The sequence below is a fragment of the Fulvimarina manganoxydans genome, from assembly GCF_900176465.1.
GTDB lineage: Bacteria > Pseudomonadota > Alphaproteobacteria > Rhizobiales > Rhizobiaceae > Fulvimarina > Fulvimarina manganoxydans.
On record NZ_FWXR01000014.1, the window covers coordinates 12568 to 29137 of the forward strand.

At 64.3% G+C, this 16570-nt stretch carries 12 protein-coding genes and 1 tRNA gene; 7 read left to right on the forward strand and 6 right to left on the reverse strand.

What is annotated here, in order from left to right:
- Window positions 1-120: 120 nt before the first annotated feature.
- Window positions 121-2253, forward strand: coding sequence for a lytic transglycosylase domain-containing protein (locus tag B9A15_RS14665; protein ID WP_084411214.1), 2133 nt, complete (start codon window positions 121-123; stop codon window positions 2251-2253).
- A gap of 31 nt (window positions 2254-2284) precedes the next feature.
- On the opposite strand, the gene B9A15_RS14670 is transcribed toward B9A15_RS14665, so the two are convergent.
- Window positions 2285-3334: a histone deacetylase family protein gene (locus B9A15_RS14670; RefSeq protein ID WP_084411070.1), complete on the reverse strand. Its 1050-nt coding sequence runs from the start codon at window positions 3332-3334 to the stop codon at window positions 2285-2287.
- 152 nt (window positions 3335-3486) lie between these two features.
- On the opposite strand from B9A15_RS14670, the gene B9A15_RS14675 reads away from it, so the two are divergent.
- The 3 genes from B9A15_RS14675 to B9A15_RS14685 are packed head-to-tail and all read left to right on the forward strand — an operon-like array spanning window position 3487 to window position 7237.
- The gene (locus tag B9A15_RS14675) at window positions 3487-4485 is read left to right on the forward strand and encodes a TAXI family TRAP transporter solute-binding subunit (protein ID WP_084411072.1); all 999 of its coding nucleotides are present in this window, start codon (window positions 3487-3489) and stop codon (window positions 4483-4485) included.
- Between the two features lie 23 nt (window positions 4486-4508).
- Window positions 4509-5057, forward strand: coding sequence for a DUF1850 domain-containing protein (locus B9A15_RS14680; RefSeq protein ID WP_084411074.1), 549 nt, complete (start codon window positions 4509-4511; stop codon window positions 5055-5057).
- 5 nt (window positions 5058-5062) lie between these two features.
- Window positions 5063-7237 (forward strand): TRAP transporter permease, encoded by a 2175-nt coding sequence (locus tag B9A15_RS14685; RefSeq protein WP_084411076.1) that lies wholly within the window; start codon window positions 5063-5065, stop codon window positions 7235-7237.
- A 195-nt stretch (window positions 7238-7432) separates the two neighbouring features.
- Here B9A15_RS14685 and B9A15_RS14690 read toward each other — a convergent pair whose 3' ends face one another.
- Window positions 7433-7963 carry a disulfide bond formation protein B gene (locus B9A15_RS14690; protein WP_084411078.1) on the reverse strand — a complete coding sequence of 177 codons (531 nt, stop codon included), beginning with the start codon at window positions 7961-7963 and terminating at the stop codon, window positions 7433-7435.
- A 44-nt stretch (window positions 7964-8007) separates the two neighbouring features.
- A complete protein-coding gene (locus B9A15_RS14695) occupies window positions 8008-8589 on the reverse strand; it encodes a YqaA family protein (RefSeq protein WP_084411080.1) in 582 nt (193 codons plus the stop codon).
- A gap of 279 nt (window positions 8590-8868) precedes the next feature.
- On the opposite strand from B9A15_RS14695, the gene B9A15_RS14700 reads away from it, so the two are divergent.
- The 3 genes from B9A15_RS14700 to B9A15_RS14710 all read left to right on the forward strand — a co-directional run bounded on the left by B9A15_RS14700 (window position 8869) and on the right by B9A15_RS14710 (window position 11844).
- A tRNA-Leu gene (locus B9A15_RS14700) sits at window positions 8869-8953 on the forward strand.
- Between the two features lie 341 nt (window positions 8954-9294).
- Window positions 9295-10584: an MFS transporter gene (locus B9A15_RS14705; RefSeq protein ID WP_210190527.1), complete on the forward strand. Its 1290-nt coding sequence runs from the start codon at window positions 9295-9297 to the stop codon at window positions 10582-10584.
- 18 nt (window positions 10585-10602) lie between these two features.
- Window positions 10603-11844 carry an arsenic transporter gene (locus B9A15_RS14710; RefSeq protein WP_084411082.1) on the forward strand — a complete coding sequence of 414 codons (1242 nt, stop codon included), beginning with the start codon at window positions 10603-10605 and terminating at the stop codon, window positions 11842-11844.
- A gap of 169 nt (window positions 11845-12013) precedes the next feature.
- Here the strand turns inward: B9A15_RS14710 and B9A15_RS14715 are convergent, their stop codons facing one another.
- The 3 genes from B9A15_RS14715 to B9A15_RS14725 all read right to left on the reverse strand — a co-directional run bounded on the left by B9A15_RS14715 (window position 12014) and on the right by B9A15_RS14725 (window position 16237).
- The gene (locus B9A15_RS14715) at window positions 12014-12493 is read right to left on the reverse strand and encodes a MarR family winged helix-turn-helix transcriptional regulator (protein WP_084411084.1); all 480 of its coding nucleotides are present in this window, start codon (window positions 12491-12493) and stop codon (window positions 12014-12016) included.
- Window positions 12494-12859: 366 nt separating this feature from the next.
- On the reverse strand, window positions 12860-14503 hold the full coding sequence (locus tag B9A15_RS14720) for an acyl-CoA synthetase (RefSeq protein WP_084411085.1): 1644 nt from the start codon (window positions 14501-14503) through the stop codon (window positions 12860-12862).
- A 123-nt stretch (window positions 14504-14626) separates the two neighbouring features.
- Window positions 14627-16237, reverse strand: coding sequence for a long-chain fatty acid--CoA ligase (locus B9A15_RS14725; protein WP_210190528.1), 1611 nt, complete (start codon window positions 16235-16237; stop codon window positions 14627-14629).
- Window positions 16238-16570: the final 333 nt, after the last annotated feature.

The following is a 16570-nucleotide window of genomic DNA, read 5'->3' on the forward strand; positions in this document are numbered from 1 at the left end:
TTCTGCTGATCCATGACACGCTCTGCCACACGCTGCATCCTCGCGATCCTGTCGGCCTCCATCCTGATCGGGTCGCCGGGGACGAGCCTTGCCTCTTCCCTGCTGCCTGACGCCGGGCCGATGCCGCGCCCGCGCCCCAATGGCGGGGCGCCGCTCTATGCCGCGCCGACACCCGTCCAGACCTCGAACGCCGCGGCGTCTCGCACCAGCGAGCCGATCGGCAACGATCTCGATCCCTGGCGCTTCGGGCGCAAGGTAACGGCACCCGCCAATCCGCTCGTCAGCCGCTCTGCGCCGGACCTGCCGTCCTCGGCCGGGGCGTTCACCGCCTCGATCGCGGCGACCGGCATGCGCAACACCGCCGTCGCGCCGATGCGGGGCGAATTGAAGGAAGGGCTTCAGGCGCTTTCCGACCGGGACGAGACCAAGGCGCGCCGCATCCGCGAGGGGCTGAGACCCGGTTCGCTCGACCGAAAGATCCTGACCTGGGCGATCGCGCTGTCGGGCGCCGACGACGTGCCCTCGGTCGAGATCGCTTCGGCGGCGGCCGAACTGTCCGGTTGGCCGGGCATGAAGCGTCTTCGGATCAACAGCGAGAAGGCGCTTTGGCGCGAAGGCCGGCCGGCCCAGGCCGTCATCTCCGCATTCGGAAGCGGCGCGCCGGAAAGCCCGGAAGGCACGATGGCGCTGGCCCGCGCCTATATCCAGGCCGGACAGGCGGGTAACGCCAAAGCGCTCATCTCCAAACTCTGGCGCACAGAGCGGATGGACGTCGCCACAGAACGGGCAGTTCTGAAGAATTTCGAGACGCTGCTGACGCGCGACGATCATCTCCATCGCATGGAGATGTTTCTCTATGCCGATCGTATCAGCGATGCCGAGCGTCAGGCGGGACGGGCCGGCGCGACGACCCTCTTCAAGGCGCGCACGGCCGCAATTCGCGGCCAGTCCAATGCGGGCTCGCTCCTCAATCAGGTGCCGGCGAACCAGCGCGGCGTCAGCTATCGCTTCGCTCTCGCCGAAAGCGCCCGCAAGGCGGGCCGCGTCTCGGAGGCCGCCGGGATCGTTCTCGATACGACGCGCGATCCGGCCAAGCTGATCGATCCGGACGCCTGGTGGAACGAGCGGCGGATTCTCGCCCGCGACCTCCTCGACATTGGCAAGCCGCAGCTCGCCTACAAGATCGCGGCTGGCCATTCGGCCAAGGACGACGTGGAGCGCGCCGAGGCCGAATTTCACGCCGGCTGGATCGCGCTTCGCTTCCTCAACGATCCGCGCACGGCCCACAGCCATTTCGCCAATATCCTGAAGGTCTCGTCCAAGCCGATTTCCGTCTCGCGCGGCTATTACTGGCTCGGCCGAGCGGCGGAAGCCGGCGGCGGCGGCAATGCGGCGAGCTATTACGCCTCAGCCGCCCAACATTCGACGACCTATTACGGTCAGCTTTCCGCCGCCAAGCTCGGCCGCGCGCCGGGCTCGATCGCCTTTCCGAGCCCGAGCGATGCGGAGCGGCGCCGCTTCGAATCGCGCGAGGCCGTGCAGGCGATCCGCCGCCTTGAATCGATCGGCTCGGACTGGCGCGCCGACATTCTTTACCGCGCGCTCGGCGACGAATTGCAGAGCCCCGGCGAGCTCGCGATGCTCTCGGTCATGGCCGAGCGGCGCGGCGACCATCATCTGTCCCTCACCGTCGGCAAGCTTGCTTATTGGCGAGGCGTCGACGCGCCGGCGCTCGCCTTCCCCGTCGGCGTCATTCCGGCAAGCGCGGAGATCTCGGCAGCCGGCAAGGCACTCGCTTATGCGATCGCGCGCCAGGAAAGCGCTTTCAATCCGAAGGCACGATCGGGCGCCGGCGCGCTCGGTCTCCTGCAGCTCATGCCCGGCACGGCCCAGCAGGTCGCGCGGCGGGCGGGCCTGCCCTACAGCCAGTCGCGCCTCACCGCCGACCCGGCTTATAACGCCACCCTTGGCGCGCGCTTTCTCGGCGAGCAGATCGAGAATTTCGACGGCTCCTACGTCCTGACCTTCGCGGCCTATAATGCCGGTCCGCGCCGGGCGAAGGAATGGATCGAGCGCTTTGGCGATCCGCGCGGCAAGCCGATCGACGAGGTCGTCGACTGGGTCGAGCGCATCCCCTTCACCGAGACGCGCGCCTATGTTCAGCGCATCATGGAGAATTATCAGGTCTACAAGATCCGCCTCGGTGCCGGCGCCTCGATCGTCGAGGACCTGCGCTTCGGTCGCCATCGGTGAAAGGGCGGCCCTGACCGCCCCGCCACCTGAATCAAGCGTTCGACAGGAAAGCCTCTGTGAAAGCCGGGGCGCATTCGGCGACGGCGACGAGGGAATAGCCACCTTCCTGCACGATGACCGTCGGCAAGCCGGCTTTCCCGAAGATCTCGCCGATGCGCGGATAGGCTTCGCTCGAGACGTTCAGACGCGACAGCGGATCGTCGCGATGGGCGTCCCAGCCGGCTGAGACGACGAGCGCCTCGGCACCGAAGCGCTTTGCGGCTGAGAGGAGCTCGGTGACGGCGGAGACATAGTCGTCGTCCCCGGACCCTGTGGCGAGAGGCAAATTGAAGTTGAAGCCCTCGCCCTCTCCTTCGCCGCGCTCGTCCGCATAGCCGTAATAATGGGGATAGTAGCTGGTCGGGTCCGTATGGACCGAGCCCACGAAGACATCGCTGCGCCGATAGAAGATCGCCTGCGTGCCGTCACCGTGATGGGTGTCGAAGTCGATGATCGCAACCTTGGAAAAGGTCTTCCGCAGCCTTTGCGCGGCGATCGCCGCATTGTTGAAGAAGCAGAAGCCGGTCGCGCGATCGGCATAGGCGTGATGGCCCGGAGGGCGGCACAGCGCGAAGGCCGAGCCAACGCCTTCGGCGACCGTTTCGGCGGCCGAGGCTGCGCTCATCGCCGAATGATAGGCTGCCCGATAGGTCCCCTCGCCCATGGCGCAGGAGAGATCGCCGATATACCATCCGGCCTGGCCGAGGATGCCGGTCGTGCGAGGAGCCGGCCGCGCGGCGAGATGGGCGGCGGGCGTCGAATAGGGATGGACGTTCGGCAAGACCTCCGGCCCGGCATTGGGCAAAGCCCGGAAGCGCTCAAAGGCTGTTTCCAGGAAGGTCACATAGTGATCGGCGTGAACCGCCTCGATCATGGAGCGACCGCAATCGCGCGGCTCGGCAACGGAAAGCCCGAGGTCCGTAAGGCGCTCGATCAGCGTCTCGGCTCGTTCGGGATTTTCAAGCGGGCGCACCAGTCGCCCGTGAACGCCATACTGTACGGGTCGATGAGCGAGCTGCTCCCTGGCAAAGAAAACGTCCAAACCGGCCTCTCTTCTTCATTCCCTTTCGGCGCGCTTCGTCACGACGCCCGCCTGATTCGACATGGACACCCCGGCAGCCAGTCGTTGCACCTGGCCGGACAATCGGTATGCTCCCCCTCGGACATAACTAGCGCATTCGGGAGGCGCATAACATGAACCTCATCAAGTCGTTTCGCACTTTGCCTATGGCTTTCGCCGCAGGCCTGGCGCTGTCGCTCGCGGCAGGCGCGCCTCAGGCCGCCAAGGCTCAGGAGACCAATCTCATCTTCGGCACGGGCGGTACATCCGGCAGCTATTATCCGATCGGCGGCGCCCTGAAGCGCGTCTTCGAGGACAGCGACGCGATTGGCGACGTGCAGGTCGTCTCCACCGGCGCGTCGGTCGCCAACATCCAGAACATCCAGGATGGGCTGAACCAGGTCGCCATCGTCATGAGCGACGTCGCCTATGACGCTGTCGAGGGCAAAGGCCAGTTCGAGGGCAACAAGGTCGATCTCAAGGCGATCGCCGGGCTCTATCCGAATGTCGTCCAGATCGTCGCGACCGCCGATAGCGGCATCAAGACCGTCGCCGATCTCAAGGGCAAGCGCGTCGGCGTCGGCAAGGTCGGCTCGGGCGTCGAGCAGAGCGCCCAGAAGGTGCTGGAAGCGGCCGGCATGACCTATGACGACCTCGCCCGTGTCTCCAACACCGGCTATGCCGATTCAGTCACCGATATGAGCAACGGCAATCTCGACGCCGCCTTCTTCACCTCCGGCGTGCCGAACTCCTCGATCACCGGCCTCATGCAGACGAACGACATCACTTTCGTCCCTGTTGACGGCGAGGTCGCCGAGAAGCTTCTCGCCGCCTATCCCTATTACGAATCCTACGAGATTCCGGCCGGCAAGGCGGATGCCTACGACCTTCAGAACACGCTCGATACGGTCGCTATCCGCAACATGCTCGTGGTGCCCGGGTCGCTCGACGACACGGTGGCCGAACAGCTCGCCGAGAAGTTCTACGCCTATCTGAAGTCCGGCAATGTCTCGGTCGGCGCCCTGACCCAGTTCGACCCGGCCACGATGGATAAGGGTCTCGTGGCTCCCGTTCATCCCGGCGCGGCCGAATTCTACAAGACGGTCGAAGGCGGCGAGACCTCGAGCCAGTAAGCTTGAACAGGATCGGGCGGACCATGCGCCCTTCCCTCATCGTCGTTGCGGCCGCCTTCTTCTGGGCGGCCGCAGCCGCGGGTGCGGCTTCTCCCGTCGATCCCGGCGAAGCCGGTCGCACCCAAAACGCCCAACACCTCGTCATCGCCGAGGCGGAAACGCCCCTTCTTTGCTTTCCCGTTCAAACGGGTGATCGCTTCACCTTGTCCTGGGTCCATTCGGTCGAGATGGAAGACTGGCAGGAGGTCTTCGAGATCGAGGCGGATGGCAGCATCGAGGTCGTCGCCACCCGCTTCAAGACCTTCGGCGCCGGCGTTCCCGCCGATGCCGGCCAGACGACCCGGCTGGAGGATGGCTGGGTGGTCATGGAAGGCATCGATCGCGACGTCGATCCTCTGGCGATCCTGGCAACGCCGAGGCAGAAATATCGCTTGAGCCTTGCCGGTCGCACCCTCTCCCTGACGCCGGATGGACAGCCCCATCTCCTGACATTTCGCACGACATCCGATCAGCCGCCCGCCAACTGCCCGGACGCCGATCCATCCTCCGCCACCGCCCCTCTCCAACGGTAAGGCCCATGACCGACGCCAAGAGTGCCCCGACAGCCGACGCGCCCCTCGATCGTGAGCTATTGGAAAAATACGACAAGGAAAGCGCTTATCGGCACGCGCTGCCCAAGCCGATCGCGCTCTTCGTCACGAGTGTCGCCGTCGCTCTCGCCCTCTTCCATCTCTACACGTCGGTCTCCGGCCCGCTGATCGACATCGACCAGCGTTCGATCCACCTCTACACCCTGCTCGGCCTGACCTTCGTCCTTTATCCAGCAACGCGGAGCGGGGCGCGCGATCGCCTGCCGATCATGGACGCGGTCCTCGCCGCCATGGCCTTCGGCATCGGCCTTTACATGCTTTTCGTCTCCGACCGCGTGATCGCCTCGGGCGGGCGCATCACCCTGACCGACGCCGTCATCGGCATCGTCGCGGTCGCTCTCGTCATCGATGCCGCGCGACGCGTCACCGGCTGGGGCCTGACGATCCTCGCTCTCATCTTCTTCGCCTATGGCTTCTGGGCCAAGCTCTCCTTCTACAACGATCTGAACCAAGCGATCGTGCTCGCGACGATTCGCCAGGTGATGAGCCATCTCGTCTTCATCACCGAAGGCCTGCTCGGCACCGCGATCGGGGTTTCGGCGAGCTACATCATCCTCTTCATCCTGTTCGGCGCCTTTCTCGGCAAATCGGGCCTCGGCCAGCTCTTCAACGATATGGCCCTCGCCATTGCCGGCCATTCCAAGGGCGGACCGGCCAAGGTCGCGGTGATCGCCTCGGGCTTTCTCGGCTCGATCAACGGTTCGGCCATCGCCAATGTCGTGACCACGGGCGCCTTCACCATCCCCTTGATGAAGAAGACCGGCTACAAGCCGAACTTCGCCGGCGCCGTGGAGGCCGCAGCCTCGGTCGGCGGGCAGATCCTGCCGCCGATCATGGGCGCCGCCGCCTTCATCATGGCCGAGGTGCTCGCGGTCCCCTACACGCAGGTCATTCTCGCCGGCATCATCCCGGCGCTGCTTTTCTATGTGGGCGTCCTGGCCCAGGTTCATCTCAGAGCCCTTCGAAACGGGCTTCAGGGCATCCCGCGCTCCGAATTGACGCCGGTGCGCCAGGTCATGGCCGAACGCGGCCATCTTCTCGTGCCGATGGCCGTTCTGCTCTGGCTTCTCTATCAGGGCTACGCGCCCTTCTTCGCCGCCTTCTGGTCGATTGCAGCGACGGTTCTCGTCTGCGGAACGCCAGCCGTCGTCGCTGTCTCCGGCATCGTTTTCGCCGCACTCGTCGTCGAGCCGCAGATCTGGGCGATCGTCGAGGCCCGCGACTTGCCGAACCTGCCTTCGGGCCGCTGGCAGCTTTTCGCGATGATCGTCATCCCGATCGTCGTCAATTTCGCGCGGCGCCGCATCGGCCCGATGCATGAGGAGATGGATTTCGCCAGCTGCCGCGACGCAATGGCGAACGGCGTGCGCGAATCGATCCCGGTCGGCATCGCTTGTGGCGCCGTCGGCGTCATCGTGGGCGTTGCGACCCTCACCGGCATCGCGCTCGAAGCCGCCGACGCGGTAGTCGATCTCGGCAGCACGATCCCCTATCCGACGCTTCAGCTGGTGGTGACCCTCGTCCTGACCATGATCGCCTCGATCGTGCTCGGCATGGGCCTGCCCTCGATCCCCACCTACATCATCACTTCCACCATGGCAGCGCCGATCCTCCTCAGCCTGCCGCTCTTTCGCGAACTCGCCGGCTCCAACGAGACGGCGATCTTCGTCGCCCATATGTTCGTCTTCTATTTCGGCATCTTCGCCAATCTGACGCCGCCGGTCGCGCTCGCGGCCTATGCCGGCGCCGGCATTTCGGGCGGCAATCCCAACGCCACCGGCGTTCAGGCAATGAAACTCGCCATTGCGGGCTTCGTCGTGCCCTACATGTTCGTCTTCGCCCATTCGATGCTGATGATCGATGCGACGGTGACCAACATCATCTGGGTCATCGTCACCAGCGTGACCGGCGTTCTGCTCCTGGCAGCGGCGATCGAGGGCTATTTCCGCGGCCCGCTGCCCGCCTGGGCGCGGGTCCTGGCGCTGATCGGAGCGCTTGCGCTCATCTTCCCCGGCCTCGTCAGCGATCTCGTCGGCGCGGCCGTCGTCGCCATCCTGATCTTGGCCGGCGGCGTCAAGCCGACGACCGTGCGGGCGGCTTAAGAGGGCGGAGGGTCAAATCGGGGGCTGCCGCCCCCGATCCCCTGCTTGAGAAGCAGAGCTACCCAAACCCATCCGTTTTTTCATCGAGTGGGACGGGGGTGTGCCCCCGTCCCACTCGATGATGAAAGACACTGAAGGTCTGGAGGCCGAGCCTCCAGGCGGGTTCGGGCGGCAGCCCGATTTAAATCCCGGCGCTCAGGCGAACCGATCGGCCTTGGCGACGCTGGCGCGCAGGGCGATGGCGGCGAGAATGGCCGAGGCAAGCGCGTTCCAGCCAGCGAAAGAGAGGCCGAGGAAGCGACCGGCCGCCTCGTTGCAGGACGGAGCGCGAACCCGGTCGATCGCGCCGAGGAGATCGTTGCTGAGAAGATCGGCATTGCCGCTGGTGGAGCATCCGGTCGGCCCTGGCCAATATCCCCATTCGACGCCTGCGTGATAGACGCCGAGCCCCAGCGAGATCAGCATGATCACGCCGAGTAAGAGGAGGAGGAGCCGAACAAGGGGCGGGCGCGCCCGTCCGGCGGCCGCGATCGCGGCGATGAGCGCGACGGGAATGGCCACATAATACGGGATGCGTTCGGTCAGGCAAAGCGCGCAAGGCATATAGCCGCCCACATGCTCGAAGAGCAGCGCCCCACCGACGGTGAGGGTGGTGCCGATGAGAAGCGCGATCGCCGCCGCGCTTTGGCGAAAGCCGACGGGACGGGCGAGGAAGGAAACAGACATCGGGACCTCATGGAGCGAACGGCAACAAGCGCGCTCTTCGGTGATCAGACCAGATAGCGCAGGGCGACGAAGCCGCCGATCAGTAGGACCATGAAAAGGGTAAAAAGGAGACCGAGCCGGCGCTCGATGAAGCTCTGGATCGGCGCGCCGAAGCGCTTGAGGAGATAGGCGACCAGAAAGAAGCGACCCGCCCGGCCGACGATCGAGACGATGGTGAAGACCAGCAAATTCAACCCGGTCACGCCCGAAAAGATCGTCAAAACCTTGTAGGGAAAGGGCGTCAAAGCGGCGAAGAGGACCGCCCAGCCGCCCCACTCATTGTAGCGCGCGCTCATTTCAGCAAAAGCGTCGGCCTTGCCATAAAGCTCCAAGATAGGACGCCCGATCAGATCGAAGAAGAAGGCGCCGATCGCATAGCCGAGATAGGCGCCCAGAACGCTTGCGATCGTGCAGATCAGCGCGATTCGGAACCATTTGCGCCGATCCGCCAGCACCATCGGGATAAGCAGCGCATCCGGCGGGATGGGGAAGATGGAGCTTTCGATGAAGGAGACGAAGGCGAGCGCCCGTTCGGCGTGACGCGTCGCAGCGAGCGACATCACCCAGTCATAGAGGCGGCGCAGCATAGCCGGTGTCCCTGTTTCTCGTGGGACGCGGGGAACGTTCCAACGCGTCTTCGATATTGCCCGCCCCCAGGCCCGCAATCGCAAAACATCGGGTGAGGCCGGTTCGTCGGCGCGCCCTGATACCCCAACCGGCTTTCGCAGGCCATGCCTCTGATGAACGTGGACGACCGCGCGGCGAATACGGGTCGGTTCGATGTCGTCGCGATCTGCAAGGAACGCCATTGACCGAAGGCCCCTCGCCGGTATAGTCCGGCGCGACTTGACGTTTTCGAACGTCGGGCCCCTGTGGCGGAATTGGTAGACGCGCGCGACTCAAAATCGTGTTCCGCAAGGAGTGCTGGTTCGATCCCGGCCAGGGGCACCATTCATCCCAACGAGCTCTGAAGCAGCCTAGTCGCTTGGCGCGTGGTGTCCGCCCGCCCGCCATTCATTTCAAATCGCAATCATAGCCGGCGAACCAATCCGGCTGTTCCGCATTATTGCTGCGGCGCGGTTGGCGCGGTTTGGGCATCGGCGGTTCCCTCTTGGCCGCCGAGGCGCGGGCTCGCCCTGGAGCTGCGAGCGTGTTCTGAGTTCGAAAGACCAAGGGCGCATCGCGGCCAGCCGAAAGGGCGATCGACGTTCGGCTCCCGCCGAAAGCACCATCGTCGCCGCCGCCGCACGCCCGACGACGAAGGCGACGCCTCGGTTCAAGGATGATTGGATATGTCCACTGCCATGATGAACGAGGCAACCGCCGAGACGGCTTCGCCCAGCCGATCGGTGCGGGCGCTCGGTGCTTTGAACTTCTTTCTCGCCGATGTTCGTGACGGGCTCGGCCCTTTTCTCGGCGTCTTCCTCATCGGCCAGGGATGGAGCGCGGCAACAATCGGCTATGTCATGACGGTCGGCGGCATTGCCGGCATGCTCGCCACGACGCCGCTCGGAGCGCTTGCTGACGCGACCCGCGCCAAGCGGGCGATGGTGGCCGTCTGCGCGGTGCTTGCCATCCTCGCCTCGCTCCTCATCCTCTTCGTCCCGACCGTGCCGATGGTGGCCGCCTCCCAGATCGCCACCGGCATTGCGGGCGCGGCCATCGGTCCGGCGATCGCGGCCCTGACGCTCGGTCTCGTCGGTCAGGCGGGCCTTGCCTTCCAGCTCGGGCGCAACGAGGCCTGGAACCATGGCGGCAATGTCGTGGCCGCCGCCCTCTCGGGACTGTTCGGCTATTGGTATGGGCTCCCGGCGGTGTTCGTCCTGATGACGATCATGGCGGTCGGCTCGCTCGTCGCCCTCGCCCTGATCCGCCCCAGCGATATCGATCACGAGGTGGCGCGCGGCCTCGAAACAGGCAGCCAGGAGAAGGGCTCGGCCCCCGAGGGTCTGAAGACGCTTCTGCGAAACCGGCGGCTGCTCGTTCTCGCCGCCTGCTTGATGATGTTCCATCTCGGCAATGGCGGTCTCCTGCCGCTGCTCGGCCTGCGCGTCGCCTCGGACGGATCGGTCGATCCGGCCGCCTATACGGCCGCCACCATCATCATCGCCCAATTGACCATGATCCCCCTGGCGCTCGTCGCCTCGAGGATTGCGCGCGCAAGAGGCTATTTCCTCGTGCTTCTGGCGGCCTTGGTCGCGCTGCCGATCAGGGGGCTGATCGCTGGGCTCTGGGGCGATCTCTACTCACTGGTTCCCGTCCAGGTGCTCGACGGCGTCGGGGCAGGCCTTCTTGGCGTCGCGGTGCCAGGCCTCGTCGCCCAGATCATGCGCGGCACGGGCCGCGTCAATGTTGCCTTCGGCGCGGTCATGACCGTTCAAGGGATCGGCGCCTCGCTCAGCCCGTCGGTGGGCGGATACATCGCCTCCACATTCGGGTATAGCACGGCCTTCGTCACGCTCGGCCTCTTTGCGGTTCCGGCGCTTTGTCTTTGGATCGTCTGCGGAGCGATGTTCGCCAAGCCAGATGGCGATGGGCGGCGGGAGCGCGAGACGAGCGGCGGCGAGACCGCGTCTCTCTGAGCGATTGGGCATTCATCGATGAGCATCGGTATTGGTCTGATTTCGGCGCTCGCCGTTGGGGGTGTCATCTTCCGCCCCTTCGGCTGGCCGGAATGGATCTTCGCGCTGGTCGGGGCCATCGCGCTCGTGGCGACCGGGCTTTTGACGCCATCCCTTGCGATCGAGGGCATTTTCGAAGGCACCGACGTCTATCTGTTCCTGGCCGGCATGATGCTCTTGGCCGAAATCGCGCGAAAAGAAGGCCTCTTCACCTGGCTTGCAGGCCTCGCTTGCCGTTTGGCCGACGGCTCACCCTGGCGCCTGTTCGTCTTCGTCTATCTCGTCGGCACATTGGTGACCGTCTTTCTGTCCAATGATGCGACGGCCGTTGTCCTGACGCCGGCGGTGATCGCCGTGGTGCGGGCGGCCGAAGCGGAAGATCCGATCCCTTATCTTCTGATCTGCGCCTTCGTCGCCAATGCCGCTTCCTTCGTTCTGCCGATTTCCAATCCCGCCAATATCGTCATCTTCGGCGATCAGATGCCGCCGCTCGGCGAATGGCTCGCGCGCTTCGCCTGGCCATCCGCGGTCGCGATCGCCGCGACATTCGCTCTTCTGGCTCTCACTCAGAGGCGCCGTCTCTTCGGCACGGTCCGAAACGACGCTCCCGGTCAGCCTTTGACGTCAGGCGCCCAAATAGCCGCTTTCGGCCTGGTCGCCGCGATCGCCGTCCTGATGACCGCCTCCGCTCTCGACGTCGCACTCGGCCTGCCGACCGCCCTGGCCGGTCTAGCGACTCTCGCCCTTGTCTCGATCGTAAAGCGCAAAAGCCCGCTGCCGGCCCTTGCCGGCATTTCCTGGACGACGCTCATCCTCGTGGCAGGGCTGTTCGTGATCGTCGAGGCGCTCGATCAGATCGGCCTGGAAACGCAGCTCGTTTCCTGGCTCGGCGATCTCAAGGACAGTGCCGGCGCGTTCTCCGCACCGCTTGTTGGCGCGATCGTCGCGGTCTTGACCAATCTGACCAACAATCTGCCGCTCGGCCTTCTCGCCGGCCATGTGGTCGCCTCGGGCGATACGTCCCGCGAGATCACCGACGCCATTCTGATCGGCATCGATCTCGGGCCGAACTTGTCGGTGACGGGATCACTGGCGACGATCCTCTGGCTTCTCGCCCTGAGGCGCGAGGGCCTGTCCTTCCGGGCCCTCGACTTCCTGCGGATCGGCGCCATCGTCATGCCGCCGACGGTGATCCTGACATTGTGGGTGGCGGCGGGCTGATTACTCGCCGTGCTTGAGACGCGCAACGCAAGAGACGTCTCCGCGACGGGCCATGAAGAGCCCGGCCGAAGAGAGTCTCAGACAAAATTCGTTCGATTGCTTCGCGATGACGAGTTTCAACACGCTCAGGCGCCGCGCGGGGCATCGGCCTGATCAGCTGGATGCCGTATCAGACGGTCTCCGGGGTCTGAACCGCATTCGCTTGCGTCTCGTCCTCGGCCTCCATGCGATTGACGAGCCGCATCAGTTCTTCGCGCAGAGCGGGAAGCGTGACATCGTCGAGTCCCGTCTGACATTCGACGACCGACTGAGCGTCGGCGGCGGCGGACTCGAGCGCCCGTCCCCGCTCGCTGAGAAGAACATGAACGACGCGGCGATCCGCCTGATCGCGCTGGCGCTCCACGAAGCCCGCCCGCTCCAGCTTGTCGAGAAGCGGGGTGATCGAATGGGGCGCCAGTTTCAGCCGCCGGGCAATCGATCCGGAGGTTGAGGCTCCGTCCTGCCAAAGAACGAGCATCACCAGATATTGCGGATAGGTGAGATCGATGGCCTTGAGCAGCGGCGCATAGCTGCGCGTCACCGCATTGGTCGCCGCATAGAGAGCGAAGCAAAGCTGGTCGTCGAGCCGCAGATGCTTGTCGTTCGACAATGTGCATCCTTTCGAATGTTTCGCGCAGGAACAAATGACGCGAGAGGTGTCGTGTCCAGGTGGCGTCGCGCCCGGGTCTTGCGCGCGGACCACCCTCTGGTGATGAAGCGACGGGTCTTGACGCCCGTTCGCCGAAAGATTGACGAGACTCGGCTCATCGCCGAGTTCCACCCCCTGCAATATAACATGACAGCGAAAATCAAAAACAGAATCGTAATTGTACTTACGATATCATGTCAGCGCTCTTGATGATGGCGTTACCATAAAATGCAAGAGCGCTCGTTTCAGATGTAACAGCTCCCATTTAGCCAAATTGCGTGGGAAGGAGGAGACGCTATCACGCCCCCCTTCCTCAGGACGCGCGGATCAGCTTTCGGTTCCGATCGAACGCGCCTGTTCCCGCAGGAGAAACTTCTGAATCTTGCCCGTCGAGGTTTTGGGAAGTTCACCGAAGACGATGGTTTTCGGGACCTTGAAACGGGCCATGTTCTCCCGGCAGAAGGCGATGACTTCCTCCTTGCTCAAGCTCTCGCCGGGCCGCGCCACGACGAAGGCACAGGGACTTTCTCCCCATTTTTCGTCCGGGCGCGCGACGACGGCCGCTTCGGCGATTTTCGGGTGCTTGTAGAGGATGCCCTCCACCTCGATTGACGAGATGTTCTCACCGCCGGAGATGATGATGTCCTTCGAGCGATCCTTGATTTCCACATAAAGGTCGGGGTGCATGACGGCGAGATCGCCGGAGGCGAACCACCCGCCGCGAAAGGCCTTGGTTGTCGCATCCGGGTTCTTCAGATAGCCGCGCATGACATTGTTGCCGCGCATGAAGATCTCGCCGATCGTTTCGCCATCGGCCGGAACCGGCTCCATGGTTTCGGGGTCGGCAACCATCAGCCCGTCGAGCACGGTGTAGCGCACGCCCTGGCGCGCCTTGATCGCGGCGCGCTCGTCCTCGGGCAGGTCGTTCCATTCCTCCTGCCAGGCGCAGACGACGGCTGGTCCATAGGTCTCGGTGAGACCATAGGCGTGGGTCACGGAGATCCCCATCGCCTCCACCCGCTTGATGACGGCGGCGGGCGGAGGCGCCCCGGCGGTCATGGCGTGGATCGGCTTGGGCAGCCCCTTCTTCATCTCGTCCGGTGCGCTCGCCAGCGTGTTAAGAACAATCGGTGCGCCGCAGAAATGGGTGACCTGTTCCTGGCGCATCAGATCGAGAACGGTCTGATCGCGCACGGCGCGCAGGCACACCGCCGTTCCCGAGACCGCCGCAAGGGTCCAGGGGTAGCACCAGCCATTGCAGTGGAACATCGGCAGGGTCCAGAGATAGACCGGATGGAGGCCCATCTGCCAATCGATGGCGTTGGACAAGGCGTTCAGATAGGCGCCGCGATGGTGATAGACGACGCCTTTCGGATTGCCTGTGGTCCCCGATGTATAGTTGAGGCTGATCGCCGCCCATTCGTCCTCGGGTTTGACATAAGAGGCGTCCGGATCGCCCTCGGCGAGAAGCTCGTCATAGGTCAGCGACCCGATGCGTCCGCCCTCACCCGTATAGACCGCATCCTCGATATCGATGACGAGGATGTCCTTTCGACCGGCCGTCTCCAGCGCCTTCTTCGCGACGGAGGAAAATTCGGGATCGACGATGAGCACCTTGGCCTCGGCATGGCCGAGAATGAAGCCGATCGTCGCGGCATCGAGCCGCGTATTGATGGTGTTGAGCACGGCGCCGGTCATCGGCACGGCGAAATGAAGCTCGAACATCTCCGGCACATTGGCCGCGACGACCGAAACCGTGTCGCCGATCCCGACGCCGCGTCTGGCGAGCGCGTTCGCGGCCTTCCTCATGCGGGTGAAAGTCTCGGCCCAGCTGATGCGACGCTCGCCATGGACGATGGCCGTGCGGCGCGGATAGATCGCGGCGCTACGCTCGACGAAGCTGATCGGCGTCAGCGCGGCGTAGTTGGCGCCGCATTTGTCGAGGTCGCGCTCATAGATGCTGTCGGTCATTGGCGTTTCATGTCCTCCCTCGTCGCTAAGCCTTATCGATGCGGCCCAAGCGATCGTTCTCGCAGATTTTCACAAAATCGAACGATCATTCCACAAGGCCATCAAGTGGCCCATCGCGCCACGTCAAACCAGCTTGCGAATATCCGTCTTTCGTAGCTTACCCGTCGCCGTATGAGGCAGATCGTCGACAAAACGCACATCGTCGGGCACGCACCAGCGGGCGACCTTGCCGTCATAGAAGGCCTTGATGTCTTCGACGCCGGGCTTCTCGGTGCCGGGCTTCAAGACGAGGAACAGGACCGGGCGTTCGCCCCATTTCTCGTCGGCCCGCGCTACCACTGCCGCTTCGGCAACCGCCGGATGGCCAACGGCGATGTTCTCGAGGTCGATCGACGAGATCCACTCCCCGCCCGATTTCACCACGTCCTTGGTTCGGTCGACGATCTGGACATAGCCGTCGGCGTCCATGGTCACGACGTCACCGGTCTCGAACCAACCATCCGGGCGGAAGTTCGGGCTCTCGGCATCGCGACCGAAATAGCGGCTGGCGACCCACGGTCCGCGCACCAGAAGCGCGCCAAAGCTCTTGCCGTCGCGCGCCACGTCTCCACCATCGGCGCCTTCGACGCGGAACTCCATTCCAAAGAGCGGGCGCCCTTGCTTGGCAACGAGCGCCAGACGCTCCTCATCCGAATGTCCCGCATGTTTGGCTTTCGGCGCCGAAGCCAGCCCCACCGGGCTCGTCTCGGTCATGCCCCAGGCATGACGGACCTCGACCCCGAGTGCGTTCATCCGGCTCGTCAGTGCCGGCGGCATCGCCGAGCCGCCTACCGCGACGCGTTTCAACTTTTGGAAGCGGGCCCCTTCCTTTTCCATATGCGCCGTCAGCGCCATCCAGATCGTCGGCACACCCGCCGACATGGTGACACCTTCCTCGTCGAACAGGCGAGCAAGGCTCGCCCCGTCGAGATTGGGTCCTGGCATGACGAGCTTGGCGCCCATCATCGGCACCGCGTAGGGAAGCCCCCAGGCATTGACGTGGAACATCGGCACGACCGGGCAGACCGTATCGGCCGCCGAGACGCCGAGCGCATCTGGCCAGCCGATCGCCATGGCATGCAGCACCGTCGAACGATGGGAATACAGAACGCCCTTGGGATCACCCGTCGTGCCCGACGTGTAGCAGAGGGCGCAGGCGGTGTTTTCGTCGAGGCTCGGCCAGTCATAGGCCTCGGGCCGCCCGACGATGAGATCCTCATAAGCCGTCAGAGCCGGCAACGTCTCCGAAGTCGGCAAGTCGTCGGCCCCGCAGAGTACGACGATGCGGCAAGTCTTGGGAAGCTGGTCTGCTATCGCCTCAAGAATCGGCAGAAAACCCGGCTCCACGAAGAGCGCGCGATCCTCGGCATGCTGGATGATGAAGGCGATCTGTTCCTTGAAGAGGCGCGGATTGATCGTGTGGCAGACGCGGCCCGAACCACCGACCCCGTAATAGAGTTCGAGATGCCGGGCGGAGTTCCAGGCAAGCGTCGCCACACGGTCCCCGGAGCCGAGGCGCATCTCGTCGAGCGCATGGGCAAGCTGGGCGGCACGGCGCGCCAGCGCCGCATAGGTGGTGCGCGATCGGCGCCCCCCGGCCTCCGCGCTCACCACCTCCGTATCGCCGTGGTAGGCGGCCGCATGGTCCAAGATCGCGGAAACAAGAAGCGGTCTGTCCATCATCAGAGCTTGCACGGCATGTCCTCCCGAATTGGGCCGCCTTCTCGCATCACTCGGGCGACGGCCTCACCCGGTCTCTTTTGTGGCCTGAAGCGCGGCGTTCCCGCAAGCGCGACGTCTTCCCGAGACACCCATTGCCGGACAGTTCGAGGCCCGCAGCGATGCCAGGGAGAGGCGACGCTGCCCCCGCGGCGGCAAGGGAATATTCATCGTGTTCCGCAAGGATGTATTATATTTAGATTTGTCAGTATTAACTAATCCTTGACGATAAACTTGCCCTCACAGGAGAATTGTTTACGCCTATTCATCAGGATAAACCCAATTCTTTTTGACTCCTGAGGGCGCAGA